This window comes from Prevotella sp. (assembly GCF_051059605.1).
Lineage (GTDB): Bacteria > Bacteroidota > Bacteroidia > Bacteroidales > Bacteroidaceae > Prevotella.
Window position 1 is genome coordinate 1317028 of record NZ_CP050883.1, and the last position, 23857, is coordinate 1340884.

Here is a 23857-nt window from a genome sequence, read left to right on the forward strand (position 1 = left end):
GCCCAATGAACAGAATCTTTATATCTATATTATCTGTATTATGCTGCATTACAGCAAATGCTCAGAATGTTATCCACGAGGGACCGCTTCATAGCTTCGATTCGCCTCGTGAGGGATGGCTATTGCCAGGTGACACAATTTATAACGATACTGCTAAAATAGTATATTCAGGAGAAGCTCATAAAATAGAGTTTGTTGAAAACAAAGAAAATAAATCCAATGACGTGGTAGCCCCTACAATGTTATCACCTTACCTAAATGATTATGGTTGGGGACTACATCGTGGACTTAACGTCTCTGTAGACTTATCTGCTTTTGCCACTATAGGTCACAACCTTCCACACCATGGAGGTTTTACCCAACGCCTCAATGCCACATATTTAGCTCCACTAACTAAAGACAACAAGTTATGGCTTGCGGCTGGTGGATACATACAGAACACGAACTGGGGCGGTGATTCATACAAGGACGGTGCACTTTATGCAGCTTTAGGATACAAATTCAATGACCATTTGGAAGCATGGGTATACGGACAGAAAAGTGTCGCCAATAATTACAGTAATTATTATAATACATATAATAGGTACATGTATGGACCATATATGTATGGAATGGGTTACGGCACAATGGGGTCTTCAATGGGAATGCCTGGTGCTGACATCATCGGTGCTGCTGTTAAATATAATTTCAGTCCATCTTTCTCAATACAGTTAAATGTAGAGAGTGCATGGTACAACAACAAAGGATTTAACTATTTCGACCAATACAACTACCCTGTTCCTCAACAGCGCTAAGCAGCATATTTTAGGCGAAGGCTGTTGAGTACCACGCTGACACTAGAAAAAGCCATCAATGCGCTAGACCACATAGGCGTTATCTGGAAGTTAATACCAAAAATGTACATTACTCCTGCAGCTAATGGGATACATATTATATTATATATAAAAGCCCAAAATAAATTTTCCCATATCATTTTAACAGTCTTTCCACTTAATCTAATAGCTTTTGGTATATTTCTGAGATCGTCACCAAGAAGGGTCACTTGCGCTACATCCATTGCAACATCAGTACCATTCCCAATCGCAATACTCACGTCTGCCAAAGCAAGAGCCTGAGTGTCGTTTATTCCATCACCGATCATAGCAACAATCTTCCCTTGTTTTTGTAATTCCATTACGATATTTTCCTTATCTTGCGGAAGTACTTTACTTTTATAATTAGTTATACCAGCTTTTTCAGCCCAATATCTTGCAGCCTCTTCCTTGTCGCCACTCATCATATAAATTTCTATACCCATATTTTGCAATTCTGTCATAGCTTCCTTTGCGTTTGGTTTAAGCTTTTCCCTATCCTCAAGCGACAACCCATCAACATTGGTAAAATCAATATTTTTATTTGGAATAGTAAGAGTTCCCGTTTTATCTATGACAACAGCATTAACTTTTCTCATTTTTTCCAAAGCTGTAGCATCCTTTATCAAAACTTGCTCACGCGCAGCTTTACCTATACCAACCATTAGTGCTGTAGGCGTAGCCAATCCCATTGCGCACGGACACGCAATAACTAACACCGAAATCGCAGATATTATAGCTTGAGGGAGAAAATTACCACCTCCTATAAACCACCATGAAAGAAAAGTTATCAAAGACAAAACTACAATAATCGGCACAAAAACTAGTGCAGCTTTGTCCACAATTCGTTGAACAGGAGCTTTACTTCCTTGCGCCAGCTCGACCATTCGTATTATATGTGCAATTGCTGTATCCTCACCTATCTGCATAGCCTTCATTCTAATCTTGCCTTGGCTTGGTATAGTTCCAGCTATTACATTACTGCCTTTTATCTTTTCTGAAGGAGTTGGTTCACCAGTTATCATACTTTCATCAACATAGGCAGCATTACTATTCATAAAACTTTCAGCCATTGTGACAACACCATCAACAGGTATTTTATCACCAGATCTGACTTCTAGTATATCCCCCTTCTCTATAGTTGAAATCGGAACATCTTCAATATTATCCCCCGCGACTATTCTTGCAGTTTTAGGTTGCATCCCCATCAATTGTCGTATGGAAGACGCAGTGCCATCTTTAGCCTTTTCCTCTAAAAGCCTACCAGTTAAGACAAAAGTGATTATCATAACGCAAGCATCATAATATGTATGAGCCTCGATGCCTTCTTTTGCCCAATAATCATTTCCCAAAAATATATTGAATACACTAAACACAAAACTTATCGATGTAGATAATGCCACTAGAGTATCCATATTGGCACTGCCATTTTTTAGATTTTTCCATGCAGATATAAAAAATTGTCTACCGCAATATATCATTGCGAACAAAGATATTATCATAGCCACCTGATTTGCATTATCTCTACTTCCCAAATCGACCCACATCATAGATATAGACATAACTATTATAGAGAATATCCACGCCAAGATTGTTTTATGTTTCAATATAACAAAACTGCGTTTTTCAATTTCCTCTAAACTACGATCAGCCTCAACAACCATATCATACCCAATATTATTAATCTCGTGCTTCATCTTTTCAAGAGAAATAACATCGGGGTTGAAATCTATAAGCGCAGAACGTCCAGGTAACGATACTGATGCTTCATTTATTCCTTCTAAGGAATTCAATTTGCGTTCAACGTTGGCAGAACATGCAGAGCATGCCATGCCAACAATAGGAATAACTTTTTTCATAAATGATAATACGTTTATACCTTTAATTCATAACGACCAGAATTTTCAACAGCACTCTTAATGCCATTATCACATACAAGAGCTTGGTCAAAGTCAACTGTCACATTTTTGGCTTCAATGTCAGCTACAGCGTCATTTACTCCATTAATTGACTTAATAGCGTTTTCCACATTTGCCTTACAATGTACACACTTCATACCATCTACACTATAAATTTTCTTTGTCATAACATTTGTTTTTGATTATTACTGTTGCAAAATTAATGATTTATCATTCAACTGTGTTATAATATTATGGAAGTTTCTTATAATTTTCTTCCATTTACAAGCCTAAAACAGCCACATTTACGGTATATTACTTAAAATAAGTAAAAATATATGAGCAAAATTTGCATATCCGAAATAAAGTCCTTACCTTTGCCGCGCCTTACAGAGATAAGGGCGTTTAGCTCAGCTGGTTTAGAGCATCTGCCTTACAAGCAGAGGGTCGGCGGTTCGAATCCGTCAACGCCCACCAAAGGGTGGTTACCAGAGTGGCCAAATGGGGCAGACTGTAAATCTGCTGGCTATGCCTACGGTGGTTCGAATCCATCACCACCCACTCCACAGAAGAGATTTAGTTAATGCTAAATCTCTTTTTTTGTTTTACTGCAAATAATTATTTTTATGGAAAAAATTTTATACATAAAGAATATGGTTTGCGACCGCTGCAAAATGGCTGTCAGAAAGATTATGGCTGACAACGGATTGCATATTACCGATCTGGAACTTGGTGTTGTAAAACTTAATGATGTCATTGACGAAACAATGCTCAACAAATTACGAAACGAACTTGATACATTGGGATTTGAACTTCTTGACGATCATCGTCAACAGACAATTGGTAAAGTTAAATCTGCCATTATCAAACTTGTCCATTATCATGACAGTAAATCAACACAGACTATTAGCGACTATCTATCCTCTCAACTGAATAGCGATTATAGCGCACTTAGTAAACTTTTCAGTGAAGTGACAGGGATTACAATAGAGCGCTACTATATCGAGCAGCGCATTGAAAGAGTTAAGGAACTTATAAGATATGACGAACTAAGCCTCACGCAAATATCATTAAAGATGAATTATTCAAGTGTAGCTTATCTAAGCAGTCAGTTCAAAAGCGTAACAGGAATGACACCAACAGAGTTCAAGGCTCTAGGCAAAAACAATAGAAGGAATCTGGATAGTATCTAGCGTAACTCCCTAAATGTATATATCATTATTGGAATAGTTAGCATGCATGCTAAGCTATCACTTATCAACTGTGTTATCTCTAAACCGAACAAGCCAAAGCATTTTGGAAGTATGATTATCAATGGTATGAAAAACAAACCTCTTCTTGCTGATGCCAACAAATTAGCACGCCAAGGCTTACGACATGTCTGAGTACACATGTTACTAACCATTGTAAATTCATTGAATGGATATCCTAAAAGCTGCCAGCCCAAAGCTGCACTTCCTATTTTAATAACTTCAGGATCATTTCTGAATAACCCAATAATATCATTACTGAATGATAAACCAACAACAGCACACATAATCAGAAACAATGTACCTAATTTAACGGTAAACCAATATCCCTTTTTTAGTCTAGAATACAACTTTGCACCATAACAAAAGCCACATAAAGGCTGAAAACCTTGTCCCAAGCCAATGACAATAGACATAATAAACATAGCTATCCTAGTAACGATGCTCATTGCGGCTATTGCAGCATCTCCAAAAGCTCCGGCTGATAGATTTAGTACTATTGTGGCTGTACACTCCAGTCCCTGGCGTGAAAGCGAAGGACTACCTCCATAAAATATTTCACGAATTGCATTCCATGACGGAGAAAAGTTTTTAAAATGAATTCCTATATTTTGATTTATATATGAAAGACGCAGCAATATGCAAAAAGATATTATTTGTCCAATAACTGTTGCTAAAGCCGATCCACGCACTCCCATATTAAATCCAAAAATAAACAATGGATTGAGCACTACATTAATTAATGTACCTGTAACTATTCCCCACATTGCAAATCTTGCATTACCTTGAAATCTCATTTGATTATTGATGGTCAAAGAAGCTGTGAGAAAAGGCGCACCAAGTAATATTACTCCCATATAATCCTCAGTGTATGGCAATATTGTTGGAGTACTACCAAGCAAAATAGAAAGAGGTTTTAGAAAAATTTCGCCAACAACAGTAAATAGCAAACCACACATCATTGAATAGAAGAATGCTGTACTCGCCATTTTTTGAGCATTCTTGTGACGCTTTGCGCCTAATTCGCGAGAGATATAATTACCTGAACCATGACCAAAAAAAAATCCAAAAGCCTGAATAAAGAACATCACGGAGAACACGATTCCTACAGATGCTGTTGCTTGGGTACTAAGTTTTCCTACAAAAAAAGTATCTGCCATATTATACAAACTCGTTACAAGCATTGATATAATAGTTGGAACAGCCATTGTCAATATAACCTTGTCTACAGGTGCAGACGTCAAAAAAGTGTAATTATCTATTTTTTGCATTGCGAATACAAAAGTATTGCTATTTTTGCAAACATACAAAGAAATGGTGTGCATTAACAATAATAAGTAGTTGCTCATACTTATAAAAGCGCCACATACAACAATGTATATGGCGCGAAATAATCATTCATTTTTGTCATTCGACATTTTTAAAAAAAACATCCTGAATAATCTTCTATTTGCTAATTACTATCGAAAAACTTGAAGCTTATAAATGCGAAAATAAATTATTACGTTAAATAGAGACTTTACTTATCATTATTATATTAACTAAAAATGTCAGTACACTCAATATTAAAGTTTAAGTATTTATTTACACTTGAGTAATGCTTAATGCGAATTCAATTTACTATTTTTTATCTTGCCTTAGAGAAGAATTATCTTTTTACAAAGAAAGAAAAAGAAATAACAAAAAGCAAGTAAAAATACATTTTTTAACTATGTTTCCGTACACAATTTTAAACAAAAATACCATAAAAAATTGTGTACGAAAACAACAAAACTAACAACTAAGAATTTGTAATATTCTCTCTGCGCTTCTTCCATCCCATCTATCTGGGATGCCAGCTTTCTTCCAATTTCCATCAACCATTTCTTCCAAAGCAGAACAAAGACTATCAGGATCTTCACCTACAAGCACATTTGTACCAACCTTTACAGTTTCAATATGTTCAGTATAGCTATTCAATGTGATGCATGGAACCTGATTGAATGTTGCTTCCTCTGCTACATTTCCACTGTCAGTGATAATACCGCAAGCATTTGCAGTTATATATCCAAAGTCAAGATAGCTCTGTGGTTCAATTATCTTCATAATAGAAGGGAAACTAGTTGATGCAACGATATCAGCGACTACCTTTGCTGCCTTTCCACGCAACGAAGCTATTATTGGCATTGTTGAATCTTTCATTCCGCGTATCATCGCTTTAATCAACTTTTCTAGATGAGCCTCATCTCCTATCAAAGCCTTACGGTTAAGCGTGAACAATATATATTTCTTGTCTTCAAGACCTAGTTTATCTAGAACTTCCGGACGTTTCAATCTACTATGATTATATCTAAGATTATCAATCAATATATTACCTACCATATAAACTTTGCTCAATTCTGCACCTTCCTTGTTGGCAATATTATTGTTGCTTATTCCTGCAGTAAAGAGTATATCGCTCAAGCCATCAATTACAAGTCTGTTTATCTCTTTCGGCATAGAAATATCAAAACTTCTTGTACCAGCTGCTATATGGGCAAGTCTTATTCCTTGTTTCTTAGTCACGATTGCAGCTGCCATAGTACTTGCCAAGTCATCAACGACTATAACTGTATCAGTAGGATTCTGTTGAAGATATAATTCAAACTTAGCCATAACCAGTCCTGTAAGTTCGTTAAGGTTCTCACAATCAACGCCAAGATAAGAATCGGGACGATTAATATTAAGATCATCAAATAGAGAATCCTCTATTGTCTTGTCATCTTCTTTACCTGTAAAAACCAGTTTATAACTGATATCACGTCCTTCTCCGTGAGCTTTCGCTATAGCTCTTATTATAGGCGCCACCTTTATGAAATTAGGTCGTGCGCCAACTACAATACATATATTCATATTCGTGTCTTATTTATATTAATGCAAAGGTAATAAAAAAATAGAGGTCACAAATTATTGCGGCCTCTATTTTTTTATTCTCCCTTGAACAATTCCTTTATTCCCCCGATGCTTCCCATCAGATTCGTCGCCTCATAAGGCAGGAATACAGTTTTTGTCTTATCGCCAGCAGCAACTTCCTGTAGCATCTGTATGTATTTCTGCGCAAGCAAATAGTTCGCAGGATTACTAGACTTTCCTACAGCGTCCGTTATCTTTTGTATTGCTACAGCCTCAGCCTCAGCCTTCTTTATTCGTGCATTAGCATCACCTTCAGCACGTAATATGGCTTGTTGCTTGTCTGCTTCAGCACGGTTTATCATAGCAGCCTTGTCACCTTCACTCTGTAATATCTGAGCTTGTTTATCTCCTTCACTAGTAAGGATTGTAGCACGTTTATTACGTTCAGCCTGCATTTGCTTTTCCATTGCCTGCAAAACGCTTTCAGGAGGTGTGATATCCTGCAACTCAACACGGTTCACCTTTATACCCCACTTATTTGTTGCGTCATCAAGTACACCACGGAGTCTGGTATTTATGGTATCACGACTTGTCAAAGTCTGGTCAAGTTCCATGTCTCCTATGATATTACGCAGTGTTGTCTGTGTAAGTTTCTCTATCGCGTTTGGCAAGTTATTAATCTCATATGCAGCTTTGAACGGATCTACAATCTGGAAATACAACAATGCGTTTATCTGCATCTGAATATTATCTTTGGTAATAACATTTTGTCTATCAAAATCATAAACCTGCTCACGAAGATCAATGGTATTAGTATAAATATATCTTCCATTAGACATTGATACCATTGCCTTTGAACGGTCTATAAACGGAATAATAATGTTAATACCTGGCTTAAGGGTTGCGAAATACTTTCCAAGTCGCTCTATAATTTTTGTTTCACTCTGTGGAATTATTACCACCGTCATCTTTATAAAGATGATTGCAAGCACTACGGCTGCAATTAAAGCATAAAAAGCAATACTCATAATTTTATTTTATTTAATGATTAAACTGGTTTTACTGTTACAATAATAGACTCCTGGCCTATTACTTCCACTTTCTGTCCTTTAGATATTGGCTCCGTTACATTACTAACGGCTTTCCATTCGTCTCCGTCTATTTTTACATATCCACTTCCATCAGGTTCTATAGACTCTATGACCACACCCACTCTGCCTATCAGTGCATCAATATTACTTACTCTATTTTCACCGCCTTTGTGCAATCGTTCCATCAAACGAGGACGAATTAATCGTATACTCAATATTGAGCAAAAAGCCCAAATCAAGACTTGAGCCCAAAACGGCAAGACTAACGACGTAAATATAGAAACAAAAGCTCCTATAGCAAAGCATGTTACGAAGAAGTCTCCGGAACTTAATTCAAGTATCAGACAACCAAACATCACGATTGCCCAAAACACCCATAAATTACTTGTAATAAATTCTATCATAGCATTAAATTATTTATTATATTAATATGCCACCCTCACAATGTATATAATTCAAAGTAAAGGTAACGAATATTATTTCTTTATTGATTTACGTGTTGGCTTCTTTACAACGTTATTATTGTTAACATAGCCTGATGCCTGATAATATTTCAAGGCGTTAGGTAAAAGTGTCTCTATTGCAGCAATACGCTTTGAATCAGAGGGATGATCACTGAATAAGTCGTTTTTATTACTGCTTCCACCCTGCTCTGCCATTCTCTTCCAGAAAGGTACAGCAACCTCAGGATTGTAACCAGCCATGGCTGCAAATATCAATCCCATGTAATCAGCTTCACTCTCGTTATCTCTACTATATTTCAAATTACGGAAAGAAAAATATTCTCCCGCTACTCCAGACGCAAGATCTCCCGCTCCGCTTCCTACTGCAGAATTAAGTATAGTTCCCAATGCCATAGTTCCATATTGTTGACGTGCTTTCTTTGACATCTGTTCAGCACTGTGCTTAGCTACAGCATGAGCTATTTCATGTCCTAGGACAATAGCAAGAGAAGCCTCATTCTGCGTAACAGGTAGCAGACCTTCATAAACAACAATCTTACCACCCGGCATACAGAAGGCATTAACCTCTTTGTCGGCGACAAGATTAAACTCCCATGAATAGTTTTGTATTTCGGAAGCCATATTGTTATTTTTCAGATATGTATTAACAGCTGCAGCCAATCGCTTTCCAACGCGCTGAACCATAGCTGTGCTAGTAGCATCAGTTGATTTCTTGGCGCTTTGCATATATTTTGAATACTCCTGGCTACTATAACTGAGTATTTCAGAATCAGAAAAGAGTAAATTGTGTTTGCGCCCGGTTATTGGTACAGTTTGTGTTGTACCACAAGCTGATAAGATTAATATGACAACAAGAAACAATATGAACTTGATTCTTTTCATTTTCTTTAATTGATTATAAATTTTAACTGCAAATATATAGTATTTTGAATAAAGCACAAAATAAAACCTATTTTATTTGCTAATTATATAAGTAATCAAAGCTATCATTGCATTTTGGATTATTCAATTAATAGTGACAATACTATTCGTGAGATTTCTAACAACAAAAAAAAACAGTTCCGGAATCACTTCCAAAACTGCTATATTTTGTGATTTGAAATTTCTATGTAGAGCGACGCTTTCGCTCTCGGTTATCCTACAATCTTGAATCTTTACCTTAAATCTAATACCATTCCGAATCACAATCTTTAAACCTAATAACTAAAAACCTAAACAATCTATTAACCTTTTGTTGATGCAAAGGTATGAATGATTTGAATACATTCCAAGAATAAATAGGATTTAAATCATTATTGCATCGTTTTCTTGACCTAAATCAAATATTTGTGTGCGCACACACGTATAAAACATCTTTTGCCCAGTCCTCACCGTTGAGAGCGTGTATGGTATTGATACCCATACTTTTTGCAGCATCCACATTATTTGAACTATCATCAATAAACAGAGTTTCCTCAGGCTTCACATTTTCCTTTTCAAGAATATACTCAAAAAAGCGTTTGGAGGGTTTCAGTGCACCTATTTTATAACTCACATAAAGTTCATCCATATAATGCTTTATGCTGTTTCCTTTTCCGTCAAACTCATTGCTGCAAGTCCACGACATCATAAACTCATTTGTGTTACTAGCTAAAGCTAGTCTGTAACCTTGTTTTCGCAGAGTCTCAAGAAGTATTATATTTCTTTCTGGTAAATCAGCAACATATCCAAGCCAGGCATGCCTACAATCGTTCCAACTAATTTCATGGCCAATGTCTTTTCCCAAAGCCTCAAGGAACTCTTTGTCTGTGATTTTCCCATTTTCCAAATCTCCAAATATTCCAGTCTGTGTATAGGCGTTAAGACGTGAATCAGCATTGTCCAATCCAAGTGCGGAAAATCTTTTCACAGATTCGTCACGATCACTGGTATAGATAACTCCACCTAAATCAAATAAAATAAGTTTTATCATATCATTTTGAGTTTTGCGCAACTTTAAATAATGTACCGGTAGGACAAACGAAACGACAATATGGGCGTGGCACAAAAACAGATAATACCATGAATAAGGCTGCAAGCACCAATACTGTTGCTGATGCACTGGCAATAATAAAGGCTGAGAAAATCTCATAATTCATCCATTCGAAACCTACGCCAATAAGCATCATCATCATTAGTACAGCCCACAATATTTCTCTAAACTTACCAAGCATCTTTACTGTTTCTGGTTTCATCTTTAACTTATTGCGCTTATTCATCCTTCCAGCAAGCTCCTGTAAAGAGCCACACGGACATATATATGTACAATAATGGCTTCTCTTGCCAAAAAGAGGATAAACAAATGCCGTTATTAGCATTATTATCGGTATAATTGAAATCCATATATTAATACCTGTTGACATATATCCAACCATTAGTGAATAAGAAATGAAGGTACCACACCAGAATCCCAATACGACAACATTAAGAACGAGTTGCACTGTGCGATATTTCTTTTTGCGATAGAACAGTGGTATTATAGCTCCCATAAGCACAACTACAAGTCCAGCAATATTCTTTGCACTAAGGTCCATATTATCAAAAGGAGATGGCTTCACTGCGTTTTTAGCAGCGTATTGCAATCCACGTTGAACATTACCTAAAATGCCACGTGACGAATATGTAGCACCACTCATACCATCTACTTGCATTTTCTGAGCATCATCAACAGTCTTACCATTCCATGCAGTAAGCAATTTTGATGCCCTTGCAAAGAATTCAGGAGTTTCTGAGTTCTTTAATGCCTTTATCTTAACGACCTTTCCATCTTTCAGATATATCTCCAATGGCACATTACCGCCGTATCCATTGACATCTTTAGCTAACGATGAAGTATTAATTATCACTGTTCCATCAGGCAATGAGCTCATCGGATTTACTTTTCCACCTTTATCGACAATTTCTTTATTTGCCATGCTCATCTTATGTCCCCAAACCTTGCCGTCACGCACAACAGCAACTACAGCAAGTGCGATTAGACATGTACCAAGAGCTAACAATTGCTTATAATTCTTATTCTTCATTTCTTTACTTTATTTTTTTCATGTGCAAAACTACTAATAAAATAACAGTAACGTCTTCACCACTCTACCATTTTAATAAATATTGGCATAATTAATAAAGAAGTCCTCATACGTTTTTATTTTTTTCTAGCTACGTAGCTACGGCATCTCCCTAAAAAGCCTATAAACAGAGCTTTACAGAACGTAGCTTGCAGGATTTAGCTACGTCTAGCTACGTTCTAGCTACGTCAATTTGTGTTGTTTTAAGGATGAAATGTATTCGAAGAGTGAATTTATCAAAGAACTGTTTGCTGCATCTGAGGAACTGAGGATGTGAAAATAGATTCAGTAAACGATAACAGAATTTCCAAGCTTGTTTAAATGTTCTGCTGAATTCCGCTGAATCCTTGGCAAAGATACTGCAAAATTTTTGTCTATGCAATCAGATTAAGGTTAGACTGTTAGCCAAAGTTTTAAATACTTGGAGCTACACATTGTAATACACGTGCGCACATATGCGCACACTCAGGCTTTTTCGTAAAAACAAGTGTCGAAGTGTCTATCCGTTGAGAATCAACTTATTAGAACTCTTTTCTGTTCGAATGAAGTGTCGGTCATTCGTCGGTAAAATATGGGTAAAGATTTTCCTCATATTGCCTTGTACTTTACGAAGAATTTCGATGCGTTTTACGATGTTTTACAGTGCGTTTTACGTTATATTGCACTGCGTTTTACGAAGCAATAGGAGGTAAAACGTCGTAGAAACGTTTGCGTTTCTATATGGAACTAGTTGCGTTTCTATATAGAAACGCATGCGAAACTCGATATTTGACCGTTAGATCACCGTCACTTTATTTAGTCAAATTGGTCGATAAAATATTGATATTCATTAAGTTGACACTTCGACACTTATATTTCTCAAAACCCTAGGTGCGCACGTGTATGCACGTACATTATATAAGTAGAAATAGATAACGTAGCTAAAACGTAGCTCACCGAAGCTAAATTAACCTAGCTACGTATTTTTTTTCCCAGTGTTTATAGGCTTTGTGAGAGATGCCGTAGCTACGTAGCTAAAAACACACCAAAAAGCAGGGAAGACATCCTAAATATTGAAAAATTAAATTATCACGAAGAAATCTAGGCTCTAAACATCCAAATTAGGTTCATCAGACATTTTGAGAGATGCTACTATCATGAAGAGCATATAGCCTAAGTTTGAAATACTTTTCGTCGTTGAGACCAAATGCATTTCTTTACATCACTCTTATCTTATCATTGATGCCTTCTGCTTTTTTCTCCACCAAGCCATTTACTGACAGAAAAAAGCAATAAGCATTGGTATACTTATTTCAAGAATTATTCCATGAAAGACAGCAACAGGAACCAACGTCTTATCATTGGCTGCTCGTAATATTGACGGAAGACAAACATCCATTGAGTTTATTCCGGCAATAGATATAGCAGCAAAACAGCTACCTTTTCTCGTAAAATATTTGCAACCAAACAACGCAAGAAGCTCTCTTACCACATTTGCCAATAATGCAATTGTAGCTAATTGGGTAGCCTGAGCAGGTCCAACAGTAATAGTCTTCATCTGGGCAATAAGCACTGATGATAATGAATAATAACCAAATCCACTACCAATTGCCATTATATCACCAAGTTTATGATTACTGAAAAATAAAAAAGCCAATGAAGTAAAAAGTAAAGTTCCTGCAATTGTGCATGCCGGTAACAAGAACATCTGCCAGTGAATAGAGCGTATCATTCTGCCAAGATTATCCATACTGCCAACTCCCATTCCAACTTGAAGAACAAGCAACGAAAGAATAATCATAGGCAACGATGCGTTATGCAACCATATGGGCGCTAAATCAAAAGCACCAATGGTAATTCCTAACAACAACGACACTAATAACAATAAATTTTCTTTCATTTTTGCTTTCCTTTCCTTGTCAATACCCGATTAAACAAATATGATGCGCCGAAACTTCCGACGATACCAAAGACTGCTATTACAACAGCCTGCCAACCGAAGTAAGCAATATTATTCAATAATGCATGGTTTGAACCTATTGTTATACCAAAGACAAACAATAATGCAAATATAGTAAGCCTTGTGGTCTTTTCCACATGCCTTATTCCACGCACATTACGCATTAAATATCCTATTCCAATACCTAGAAACAATAAGAATAATATTCTAAACATTTATAAACTTTCTTTTAAGAGTTGCAAAGGTATAAAAATTCATTTAATTTGCAAAGTATATTTATACATATTTTAAACGAAATCTTTGTGTTACATATTTAATTGACCTATATCAAGAGTAATAAATTGCTATTAACAGTAATATTATTATCTTTGCAAAAAGAAAAAAACATTCTTTCAGGCAAGGTATATACTATATGTACATTTAGAGTGTGTAATAAACCAAATACTTTTTAGTTATGAAACATATTAAATTTATTGCCACATTATTGCTTTTGGCATCGACAATGCCTGTTTTACAGTCTTGTCTAGACGACGACAACGACGATAACAACTACAGTATGCAATATCCTTCTGCTATAGTAACTGTAAAGAACGAAGGAGGTAAGCTTATGCTACAGCTTGACGACAGTACCAAACTGTATCCAAGTAACATTACTAAGCCACCATATGGTGACAAGGAAGTACGTGCTCTTGTGAATTATAATAAAGTAAACAGTAGTAACATAAATTCTGTTTATGTAAACTGGATAGACAGTATACGCACAAAAAACATGGCTGCCGATTTAGGAACAAACAACGACACTAAATACGGAACTGACCCTGTGGAAATAGTGAAAGACTGGGTGACAGTTGTTGAAGACGGGTATCTCACATTGCGTTTCCGTACATATTTCGGCTACAACATCACTCATGAATTAAACCTTGTGAAAGGAAGCAACCCTTATGAAGTAGTATTGCATCACAATGCAAACGGAGATAAAAGTGGTATATTGAAAGACGGACTAATAGCATTCAAGCTAGACTCATTACCCAATACAGAAGGTAAAACTGTAGATCTTACTGTGAAATGGAACTCATTCAGTGGAGAAAAGACCGCAAAATTCAAATACCGCTCAAGATCAACATCTAAATAATATATGTATATATTCGGCACAGACAAGGAAAAACATATAATAAAACTATTCAGACGAGGTGATGCTTCGGCTATGGACTGCCTATATTCAGAATATGCCGATTATCTAACCGCTGTCTGTGCCAGATATATACCTGACGATGACGAACTTAAAGATGTACTTCAGGAAAGTTTTATAAAAATATTCTCAAAGATAGGAGAATTCAATTATAGGGGAAATGGTTCGCTGCGTGCATGGATTACACGAATTGTGATTAACGAATCGTTACAATGCATAAGGAAGAAAAAAAATTCACCAATTGTAAATATAGAAAAAGAACCACCTGACATTCAAGATGAAGAGCCAGAAATAGGCAACCTAAACGAAGAGGTACTGACAAATATGATAAGAAAGCTTCCTGACGGCTACAGAACAGTATTCAATCTTTTCGTTATTGAAGGAAAAAGTCATAAGGAAATAGCTAAGATACTTAATATAAAAGCTGATTCATCAGCATCTCAATTTCACAAGGCAAAGAAACAACTTGCCAAGATGATAAAGGACTACAGATTAAAAAAAGAATAAAATGAAGGATCAATGGATTAACGATATCAAAGACCGAATAAGGGACGGCAACAGAAAAGCCCCGGAAGGTCTGCTCGACGACATCAAGAAAGAGATGGAACGTCGTGGCATTGCTCCTACACGCTCAAAAAAAGCAAACACTGTATCTATGTGGACATTGCGTTCGGTGATAGCTGTAGCAGCAATATCTTTAGCCTTTATTCTATATAACTATAAAAACTATTATAATAACAATGATGATATTAAAATTGCAGATAATAACAAAGGAAAACAAGTAAATGAGATCGAAAAGAAAAGTGAGGACGATTTATTGAATTATAAGAAAAACGGAAACATAATACAAAGGATTTCAAATGAAGTAAAGAGAGAAATTGGATTAACACCAGAAGATACAGATATAAATAAAGACGCATCTATTAATAAAGAAGCCCTTATTGCCCAAGAGACGACAACAAAAGAAAAAGAAAAAGACACGTCCCAGAAAAAGACATCAAGTAATAAAAACTATACAGAACGGGTATATAATGACTATAAGTATGAATATCATCACAGTAAGAATCATGACACAGAAATAAGAGTGTCCACATACTACTCTGGGATAATGAATGGTTACAGCAATTCACAAAATGGAGTAATGTTGGCTAATGCATACTATTATGGAGATAGTTCTGATAAAATGATTAACGACAATAAGTATTATGCCGTATATTCAAACAATGAACTTACAACGGAAACCAAACATCACCAACCTATTAAACTTGGTGTATCCATAAATTATAAGATTAATGACAGATGGAGTTTACAGACGGGTTTCACTTATAGTTACCTTTCATCGGACTTTACCATAAACAGTCGTGGAGAAAAGAACATAAAGGAGCAAAAGCTGCATTATGTAGGTCTACCACTATCGGCAAGCTATAGCATTTGGCACAACAACGCCATAAACATATATGCAACAGCAGGTGGAGAAGCCGAAAAACTCGTCAACGGCAAAGCTAAGACAACTTACGACGCTAATGGAACAGAAACATATTCTACAACTGAAAACATAAAGAGTAACAGACTTTTGTTTTCTACAAACGCAGCAGCGGGTATAGAATATAAAGCTGACAAATCGTTAAGTTTATATGCTGAACCAGGTATAAGCTATCATTTTAAGAACGGAAGTGATATAACAAACATATATACAGAAAATCCTTTTAACTTCAATCTTAATATAGGAATCAGAATAAATATAAATAAATAGAAAAATGGGGAGGATAAAGCAATTTATCTTCCCCATTTACTTAAAACTCAAAACCAAGATTTATATAAAAGTGTATACAATCTGTTTTATTTGAGTACTCCAAATTAGCACCTAAAGGTCCCAACATCGTCTTATAATAATATCCCAACTGATAACCAAGCATAGGTCCCTTATCTAATATATTTCTAAGTTTGTCACCATGCTGTGCTGCTGCTATATGAAACAAAATATAGTTATTTGTTCCCAAACGCTGTTGCGCCTTCAACTGCATAGCAATAAAATGAGGATCCGTTAATTCCACATTCCCTACTCCTACGAAAGGCAACTGTTGTTCAAAGTAATGCCCAAACCACTGACCACCAATTACATTTTGACGTATATATGGAATATCACTTCCAAAGAGTAAACGTCCATAAGCCATTGGCTGCAACGTGAAACGACTGTTAAGAGCAAATGAGATTCGCCACATTGCGCTTAATTCACTAAAACCAAGATGGTTCTTATATTTTGTGAAGTTATCTGTGAAATAAGCATACTCTGCATTGAACTTTGCTCCACGTGTTGGGAAAATACCCGTATTCTCTGAATCATAATGCAATTTGGTATGATAACTAAAGAAATGGTCATCACGAAGCATCACATTATTGCCAAATGCCTCTCCAGATACAAGCATGTTGCGATAGTTGTAATAATCAAAATGTGCGCTTAAATCCAATATAAGGTTTTTCATATTAACTCCCATAATATTCAGTCCCACCTGATGATGATTGAATTTTATATTATAGTCGTTGTTACCATGATTATAAATATCTATATCATCATAGTGGAAAGTATATCCAAATCCTATTTTAATATTCTTCTTAGGTGTAAGTATTGCTTGGGCATTAGCCATAATACGCTGTCCAAGTCGTAAAGTGGCTTCTATATCAAGAGGCTTCAAAGATGACTTGTAAACACCATTAATCTGCAAAGCCACAATTTCCTCAGTATCAAATCTAACACCAAGATTTCCCTGTATTACATCATGAGGAGGTCTGCTATCAACAGTTTTATTGGCGAAATCAACGGGAACCTTTGCCTCATCACTAGCATGGAGGTATTTAGGCATATAATCATCAGGATACCCCAACTTACGCTTCAGAGCCATCAACTCATCCCAATGTGCCATAGCTGCTTGTTCACCACGTTGTATAAGCGAATCAATAGCAACATCTGAAAAACTGGCAGGACCATAACCTGATGTATTAACACGTATGGGAATATCTGTTATTGCAATATTATCATCATATTTGTTCTTACAATTAATGTCAATGACCTGAGTAAGAACAGCCGCTCCGGTTGTAAGTTCGTCGGCAGTCTTTGGTTTGCTTTGTACCGTTGAACCTATGATATAATCAGCTCCCATACTTTTTGCAACATCTGCCGGATAGTTATTGCGTAAACCACCATCAACAAGCATCATAGCATCCCTCCTTATTGGAGTAAAGGCATAAGGGATTGACATACTTGTACGCATCGCGTCAGCCAGCACACCGCTATGAAAATCATATTCGGTGTTATCAACAATATTAGTTGCAACACATGCAAAAGGAATAGGAAGTTTGTTGAAATTCAGAGAATCATTGTATCCAGCAGTAAGACGAGTGAAAAGTTTGGATAGATTTATACCCTGTATAAATCCTCCTCCACCAGAAATATTTTTCTTTTTTGCGGTTAGTGTTTTAGAAATAAAATATGTATTCTGCTTTTCACGATTCAATAGATTCTGAGAATAATAATCATCACGGTCTGAAAGAAGGAACATCCAATCCTGCCTACGCACAAGAGAATCAAGTTCGTTTGCGTTCCAACCAACACTATACAATCCTCCTACAATACTACCCATAGATGTTCCAGTGACAATGTCCACTGGAATACCGGCTTTCTGAATAACTTTCAGCACACCAATATGTGCCATTCCCTTTGCACCACCTCCTGAAAGTACCACAGCTACTTTCTTTCTGCCGTTATCGGCATAAATATTTTCTGTAATGGAACAACAAGTAAATAATAACATCACGAGTTCCACTCTATATACAAATCTACCTATTTTCATATTTCTACTGGATTTGGTTGCTAAGTTACATCAAAGGCATGACATCGCCAAATATTATATAAATATTTTACAGTAACTGCATTTGTTACTAATAGTAAGACAACTCAAAGATACTCACATAAATATCCAGAAAGCATTTGGTTGTTCAGATAATTATCTTTATTTTTGCAAGAAACTAGCACTGTATAGTTTTTTGTATAGAAGAATTATCAAGAACATAGCATATTAAGAATGAAACAAGAATATATTGATTACATAAACAAACTGGGACAACAAAATGTGCCATTTCTTTTTGTTATCAACTATAAAGGGGATGAAGCTATCATAAAATCGCTTGAAGAAATAAACGATACAGAGATAATATATGACTTCAACGGTATTACAAACGTCTCATCATCAGCTATAAAAAATGAACGCGATATTACATGGAATATAGACATGCCAACTATAGAAAGTTATGCCAAAGGCTTTAACATCGTAAGAAAAAACATCATGGCTGGCAATAGTTATCTTGCAAACTACACATGTTGTGTACCTGTAAAAACAAATATGTCTATGGAGTATATCTTCAAAAATTCTAAAGCCAAATATCGTATTCTGATAAAAGACAAATTAGTTTGTTTCTCACCAGAATCATTCATAAAGATAAATAACAGAAGAATATATTCTTTTCCGATGAAGGGTACTGCAGATGCCACAAACCCTGACGCAGAAAGCATATTACTTTCTGATGCCAAAGAAAGTGCAGAACATGCAACAATAGTAGATTTGATACGTAACGATCTAAGTAAGATTGCAACAGATGTGAGAGTTGACAAATACAGATATATAGACTATATATCAAACAATACGGGAAAAATCATACAGACTAGTTCTCAAATCAGTGGACAGCTATCAGATGACTACAGACAACACATAGGAGACATTATTGAATCACAGCTTCCGGCTGGTTCTATTACAGGAGCACCTAAGAAAAAAACTGTAGATATAATCGCAGAAGCGGAAGACTATCAACGTGGCTTCTACACCGGAACAATGGGAATATGCATCAACGGAAATATTGATAGTGCCGTAATGATAAGATTCATTGAGAAAAAGGGAGATGGATATGTCTTCAAAACAGGTGGAGGAATAACTTCAAAAAGTGATTGCAACAAGGAATATAACGAAATAAAACAAAAAATATATGTACCAATTTGTAGAGACGATAAAGATGATTAATGGTTGTGCCTGCAATATTGATTACCATAATAACAGGTTAAATAATACACGACATCACTTTTGGCAAACGGAAGAAAATATAGACCTTAACAAATATATTACTCCCCAAGAGAGCAATGGCATTATAAAAGTAAGAGTTGTATATGGAGAAAATGGTATTGAGGATATATCATATTCTAAATACTCTATGCGCAATATAAAAACACTAAAGATTGTTACAGACAAGCATATAGAATATAGTTTCAAAAGCACAGACCGTTCTGCTATAAACAAACTTGTTGAAAAGAAAGGGTTATATGATGAAATCATCATTTCTAAAAACAGCCTCATTACAGATACCTCTTTTACAAATATTGCCCTATTTGATGGAAACACTTGGTACACACCTAAGCATCCTCTACTTAAAGGAACAAAACGAGCCTATCTAATAAATAAGAATATTATTAAAGAAAAGGATATAAATGAAAAGGATATCTTTGAATACAGGGCTATACGACTGTTTAATGCCATGATTGATTTTGGAGATATAGAAATACCTATAAACAAAGATACATTATCATTATAATGAAATATAGTTGCCTACTTTCCTAAAAGAAACATAAACGGAACAAACAATCAACGTGCCCAATCATTCTCACAATGTGACATACCTGAATAGAAATTTGTAGTCAGGCAAGGTTCTTATCGGCATCAAAGTCACTCGCCTTTAATCACTAACTAAATTAATAAGAATCGTCAGAATCCATATACGTCAGTGCCAAGAGGGTCTCATCAATACACTACTATTGATGAGAAAACCTTTGCATCAACCAATTTAAGATCATGATTATAAGCCCGACCACAAAGAGCTGACTAAAGCATTGCTGAAATCATCAACATACATTTCATAAATTATACTTTGATTTACAAGAATACAGATTGTAATAATACCACCAATACGTATTTCCGTAAGTATCTCTCAGCGCTGCAGCGCGCTCAACAGGATTATTATATTTATGAATTAATGTCTGGAAATCCTGAAAATCTGTTTCCATTATTGTACTACGATATGATATAAATGGATTAGACCGCAAATGATTATACAAAGTAAGAGCTTCACGATAATGCTTTGGCATCTGACCATGAATATCATAATACAACCCTATAGAATGTACGAAAGCATCCAAATTACCATCAAGAAGATAAGCACAGAGTAAATAATCATGCGCAGACTTAGTGGCAAGTTTATGTCGATGTACAAACTTAAGATAGTGCATCGTTGACATATGCTGTTTTAACCAACATCCTAGATTTTTATACAGATTCTTCTCTGGATACATAAGATACTTCACACTCTTACCATTTGGAAGCATTGCTGCAGAACCACCTACGAGGGGATACTCAAACAAGCGTTCTCCCAATTGATTTTTTTCAGCAAGAGCGTGAATACGCAAACTTGTGAGGCTAGAATCTGTTTTATTTGATTTTTCTCCAGTTGCCAATGCTTCATCAAAAAGACTGTCATTAAGACAACTCTCAACATGCATACGATAATGAAACACATCATTATGATTGCTGAATAGACCAACAAAAACAAACATAACACACATGGTAACATAGTTTATCCATGCTCGGCGAGAAAGAAATCCCTTAGAAGAATCTACTGGTTCATATTGTTGGACTTGACGTGCATACCACATAACTCCAATGCAAATAAGCATAAGAACCGGCCAGGCTACAAGCCATGCGCCAAAAGTAAATCCTTCGTCAATAGAATTATCTGGCGATGTGATAACCGCAAGCGTAAGCAATGATGGGAAAAAAGTAATTGCATGTGCACGACCTTGCAGACGGAACAGTGCATAGAAACCTATCTGCAACAACCACAAAACAACAGTAATGAGAACAGCTCCGATTGTGCGGTTATAATGTGTCAGTCCATCAGACAACACATGCTGTGCCATTGCTAAAATATCATCCTGATAATCATAAAGATACAGAAACGTAAAAGAAACAAATAAGACGGCACATGCAATTCTTACTACACAAGTGCCATCCTTAACAGAATAGTTTGACATTTATTATATAATAATATATTATCAATTTTTTCGTAATACCAATGCTGAACGAGCCGGTAGGTAAAGTTTTAACCATTCCTTGCGTTCATCAATATATAAAGAATCGTAATTAGTCAGATGCATCATAGAATCGTCATTCAAACCGTTGCCACCGAATTTTTTATTGTCGGTATCGAGAACAACATCATAGCTACCTGTTGGAACAAGTAATCCATAATCTGTAAACGAACGAGTTGGAGAAAAATTAAAAACGAAAAGAAGATCTCCACGCATATAAGCCAATATCTGGTCGGCATCATTATGCCATATTTCCTGAATAGGAGTTCGGTTAAAATTCTTCTCACTCTTTATCACCTTTAACATTTCACGGTCGAAATCACCAAGATAATGATAGTCCAAATCCTTATTATCAACAAGATTCCACTGACGACGCGCATATTTATGACTCCAATTATTACCTTCACGTGGGAAATCAATCCATTCAGGATGTCCAAATTCATTACCCATGAAATTCAGGTAACCACCATTTATTGTAGATACAGTCACAAGTCTTATCATCTTGTGAAGAGCTATACCTCGACAAACCTTATCATTCTCATCGCCATTCTTAAAATGCCAATACATATCAGCATCAATAAGGCGGAATATAATTGTCTTATCGCCTACTAAGGCTTGGTCATGACTCTCACAATATGATATTGTCTTTTCATCATTACGACGATTTCTAACCTCCCAGAATATGCAACTAGGCTTCCATTCCTCGTCTTTCAATTCTTTTATAGATTTTATCCAGAAATCAGGAATATTCATTGCCATGCGATAGTCAAAACCATATCCTCCATCCTCAAACTTAGCAGCAAGTCCAGGCATACCGCTAACCTCTTCGGCGATTGTTATAGCCTTGGGATTCACTTTGTGGATGAGAATATTTGCCAAAGTAAGGTAACAAATGGCATTATCATCCTCGTTACCGTTGAAATAGTCACCATATCCACTAAAAGCCTCTCCAAGCCCATGACTATTATATAGCATTGACGTTACTCCGTCGAAACGGAATCCATCAAAATGAAATTCAGATAACCAATACTTACAATTGCTTAACAAAAAATGCGTAACATTGTCTTTGCTATAATCAAAACACAGACTGTCCCAAGCAGGGTGCTCATGACGCTCTCCGGGATAGAAATACTGATTATGATCACCTGCGAGATTACCCAAGCCTTCAGCTTCATTCTTTACAGCATGAGAATGTACAATATCCATTATCACAGCTATACCTTTAGAATGGGCTGCATCTATAAGCCCCTTCAACTCCTCTGGAGTTCCAAAACGACTAGAAGGCGCAAAGAAAGAACTTACATGATAACCAAAAGAACCATAATAAGGATGCTCCTGTATAGCCATTATCTGAATACAGTTGTATCCGTCTTTAGCAATTCTGGGTAATATATTATCCTTAAATTCTGTATATGTACCAACTTTTTCGGCATCCTGTCCCATGCCGATATGACATTCATAGATAAGCAACGGAGAAGTTGATGGAGAAAAAGACTTCTCACTCCACTGGTAAGATTGTTCTGGGCTCCATACCTGTGCACAGAATATTTTTGTGTGTTCATCCTGTACAACACGTGTTGCCCAAGCAGGTATGCGTTCACCTTCGCCACCATTCCATTTTACATGCATCTTGAAGAAGTCTCCATGATGAATATATTTAAGAGGTACACGAAGTTCCCAATCTTCAGAGCCTTCAATGCGATGAGCAAGAAACTTGTCATCCTCTTTCCAGTCATTGAAGTCACCAACAAGATATATTGCTGTGGCATTAGGTGCCCATTCACGGAACACCCATTCCCTACTCAACATATGAAGTCCATAGTATTCATATCCAGCGGCAAAATCAGCAATACTGTTCTTTCCGTTGTTAGTAAACTGGGCCAATTTGCGCAACACATTATCGTGACGCCCGCAAATAGCATCTTCATAAGGTTCTAGATATGGATCGTTCTTCACAATTCCAATATGCCCACAACCCGTAGTTTTCTTTGTTGTTCTTGCAGCAACTTTCTTTTCAGTAACTTTCCTTGTTGCCATAATT

The 23857-nt window shown here is 36.2% G+C and carries 21 protein-coding genes and 2 tRNA genes; 9 read left to right on the forward strand and 14 right to left on the reverse strand.

The features are described from left to right. Positions 1–5 precede the first annotated feature (5 nt). Positions 6–794 (forward strand): hypothetical protein, encoded by a 789-nt coding sequence (locus HEQ28_RS05410; RefSeq protein WP_434504144.1) that lies wholly within the window; start codon positions 6–8, stop codon positions 792–794. Here the strand turns inward: HEQ28_RS05410 and HEQ28_RS05415 are convergent. Both HEQ28_RS05415 and HEQ28_RS05420 read right to left on the reverse strand, forming a co-directional pair. After that, entirely contained in the window at positions 791–2710 is a 1920-nt protein-coding gene (locus tag HEQ28_RS05415) for a heavy metal translocating P-type ATPase (RefSeq protein WP_434504145.1), read from the reverse strand. The two genes, HEQ28_RS05410 and HEQ28_RS05415, sit on opposite strands and share 4 nt — an antisense overlap. A gap of 14 nt (positions 2711–2724) precedes the next feature. Then, positions 2725–2937: a heavy-metal-associated domain-containing protein gene (locus HEQ28_RS05420; RefSeq protein ID WP_434504146.1), complete on the reverse strand. Its 213-nt coding sequence runs from the start codon at positions 2935–2937 to the stop codon at positions 2725–2727. A gap of 211 nt (positions 2938–3148) precedes the next feature. On the opposite strand from HEQ28_RS05420, the gene HEQ28_RS05425 reads away from it, so the two are divergent. The 3 genes from HEQ28_RS05425 (at position 3149) to HEQ28_RS05435 (ending at position 3942) form a co-directional block, all read left to right on the forward strand. Then, positions 3149–3226: transfer RNA gene (locus HEQ28_RS05425), tRNA-Val, on the forward strand. A 2-nt stretch (positions 3227–3228) separates the two neighbouring features. Continuing rightward, a tRNA-Tyr gene (locus HEQ28_RS05430) sits at positions 3229–3310 on the forward strand. A 65-nt stretch (positions 3311–3375) separates the two neighbouring features. Continuing rightward, positions 3376–3942: a helix-turn-helix domain-containing protein gene (locus tag HEQ28_RS05435; protein WP_434504147.1), complete on the forward strand. Its 567-nt coding sequence runs from the start codon at positions 3376–3378 to the stop codon at positions 3940–3942. Here the strand turns inward: HEQ28_RS05435 and HEQ28_RS05440 are convergent. The 9 genes from HEQ28_RS05440 to HEQ28_RS05480 form a co-directional block, all read right to left on the reverse strand. Further along, positions 3939–5270 (reverse strand): MATE family efflux transporter, encoded by a 1332-nt coding sequence (locus HEQ28_RS05440; protein WP_434504148.1) that lies wholly within the window; start codon positions 5268–5270, stop codon positions 3939–3941. The genes HEQ28_RS05435 and HEQ28_RS05440 overlap by 4 nt on opposite strands. A gap of 502 nt (positions 5271–5772) precedes the next feature. After that, entirely contained in the window at positions 5773–6870 is a 1098-nt protein-coding gene (wecB, locus tag HEQ28_RS05445) for a non-hydrolyzing UDP-N-acetylglucosamine 2-epimerase (RefSeq protein ID WP_434504149.1), read from the reverse strand. Positions 6871–6944: 74 nt separating this feature from the next. After that, a complete protein-coding gene (locus HEQ28_RS05450; RefSeq protein WP_434504150.1) occupies positions 6945–7898 on the reverse strand; it encodes an SPFH domain-containing protein in 954 nt (317 codons plus the stop codon). A gap of 20 nt (positions 7899–7918) precedes the next feature. Then, positions 7919–8365 (reverse strand): NfeD family protein, encoded by a 447-nt coding sequence (locus tag HEQ28_RS05455; protein WP_434504151.1) that lies wholly within the window; start codon positions 8363–8365, stop codon positions 7919–7921. A 72-nt stretch (positions 8366–8437) separates the two neighbouring features. After that, positions 8438–9307 carry a M48 family metallopeptidase gene (locus HEQ28_RS05460; protein ID WP_434504152.1) on the reverse strand — a complete coding sequence of 290 codons (870 nt, stop codon included), beginning with the start codon at positions 9305–9307 and terminating at the stop codon, positions 8438–8440. Positions 9308–9743: 436 nt separating this feature from the next. After that, complete coding sequence (locus tag HEQ28_RS05465) at positions 9744–10376, reverse strand: HAD family hydrolase (protein WP_434504153.1); 633 nt, start codon at positions 10374–10376, stop codon at positions 9744–9746. Position 10377: 1 nt separating this feature from the next. Next, positions 10378–11466, reverse strand: a complete 1089-nt coding sequence (locus HEQ28_RS05470; RefSeq protein WP_434504154.1) for an FMN-binding protein — start codon at positions 11464–11466, stop codon at positions 10378–10380. 1291 nt (positions 11467–12757) lie between these two features. Then, positions 12758–13384, reverse strand: coding sequence for a lysine exporter LysO family protein (locus HEQ28_RS05475; RefSeq protein ID WP_434504155.1), 627 nt, complete (start codon positions 13382–13384; stop codon positions 12758–12760). Then, positions 13381–13659, reverse strand: a complete 279-nt coding sequence (locus HEQ28_RS05480; protein WP_018463384.1) for a LysO family transporter — start codon at positions 13657–13659, stop codon at positions 13381–13383. The genes HEQ28_RS05475 and HEQ28_RS05480 overlap by 4 nt, the downstream gene beginning before the upstream one ends. A 239-nt stretch (positions 13660–13898) precedes the next feature. Here HEQ28_RS05480 and HEQ28_RS05485 point away from each other — a divergent pair, with 239 nt between their 5' ends. The 3 genes from HEQ28_RS05485 to HEQ28_RS05495 are packed head-to-tail and all read left to right on the forward strand — an operon-like array spanning position 13899 to position 16386. Further along, the gene (locus HEQ28_RS05485) at positions 13899–14576 is read left to right on the forward strand and encodes a NigD-like protein (protein WP_434504156.1); all 678 of its coding nucleotides are present in this window, start codon (positions 13899–13901) and stop codon (positions 14574–14576) included. Positions 14577–14579: 3 nt separating this feature from the next. Continuing rightward, complete coding sequence (locus HEQ28_RS05490) at positions 14580–15140, forward strand: RNA polymerase sigma factor (RefSeq protein WP_434504157.1); 561 nt, start codon at positions 14580–14582, stop codon at positions 15138–15140. A gap of 1 nt (position 15141) precedes the next feature. Further along, entirely contained in the window at positions 15142–16386 is a 1245-nt protein-coding gene (locus HEQ28_RS05495; protein ID WP_434504158.1) for an outer membrane beta-barrel protein, read from the forward strand. Between the two features lie 40 nt (positions 16387–16426). Here the strand turns inward: HEQ28_RS05495 and HEQ28_RS05500 are convergent, their stop codons facing one another. After that, entirely contained in the window at positions 16427–18442 is a 2016-nt protein-coding gene (locus HEQ28_RS05500) for a patatin-like phospholipase family protein (protein ID WP_434504428.1), read from the reverse strand. A 270-nt stretch (positions 18443–18712) separates the two neighbouring features. Here HEQ28_RS05500 and HEQ28_RS05505 point away from each other — a divergent pair, with 270 nt between their 5' ends. Further along, positions 18713–19702, forward strand: a complete 990-nt coding sequence (locus tag HEQ28_RS05505; protein ID WP_434504159.1) for an aminodeoxychorismate synthase component I — start codon at positions 18713–18715, stop codon at positions 19700–19702. Further along, entirely contained in the window at positions 19668–20267 is a 600-nt protein-coding gene (locus HEQ28_RS05510) for an aminotransferase class IV family protein (protein WP_434504160.1), read from the forward strand. The genes HEQ28_RS05505 and HEQ28_RS05510 overlap by 35 nt, the downstream gene beginning before the upstream one ends. A gap of 319 nt (positions 20268–20586) precedes the next feature. Here HEQ28_RS05510 and HEQ28_RS05515 read toward each other — a convergent pair whose 3' ends face one another. Next, positions 20587–21759, reverse strand: coding sequence for a DUF6057 family protein (locus HEQ28_RS05515; protein ID WP_434504161.1), 1173 nt, complete (start codon positions 21757–21759; stop codon positions 20587–20589). A gap of 21 nt (positions 21760–21780) precedes the next feature. Further along, complete coding sequence (locus HEQ28_RS05520) at positions 21781–23853, reverse strand: alpha amylase C-terminal domain-containing protein (RefSeq protein ID WP_434504162.1); 2073 nt, start codon at positions 23851–23853, stop codon at positions 21781–21783. Positions 23854–23857 lie beyond the last annotated feature (4 nt).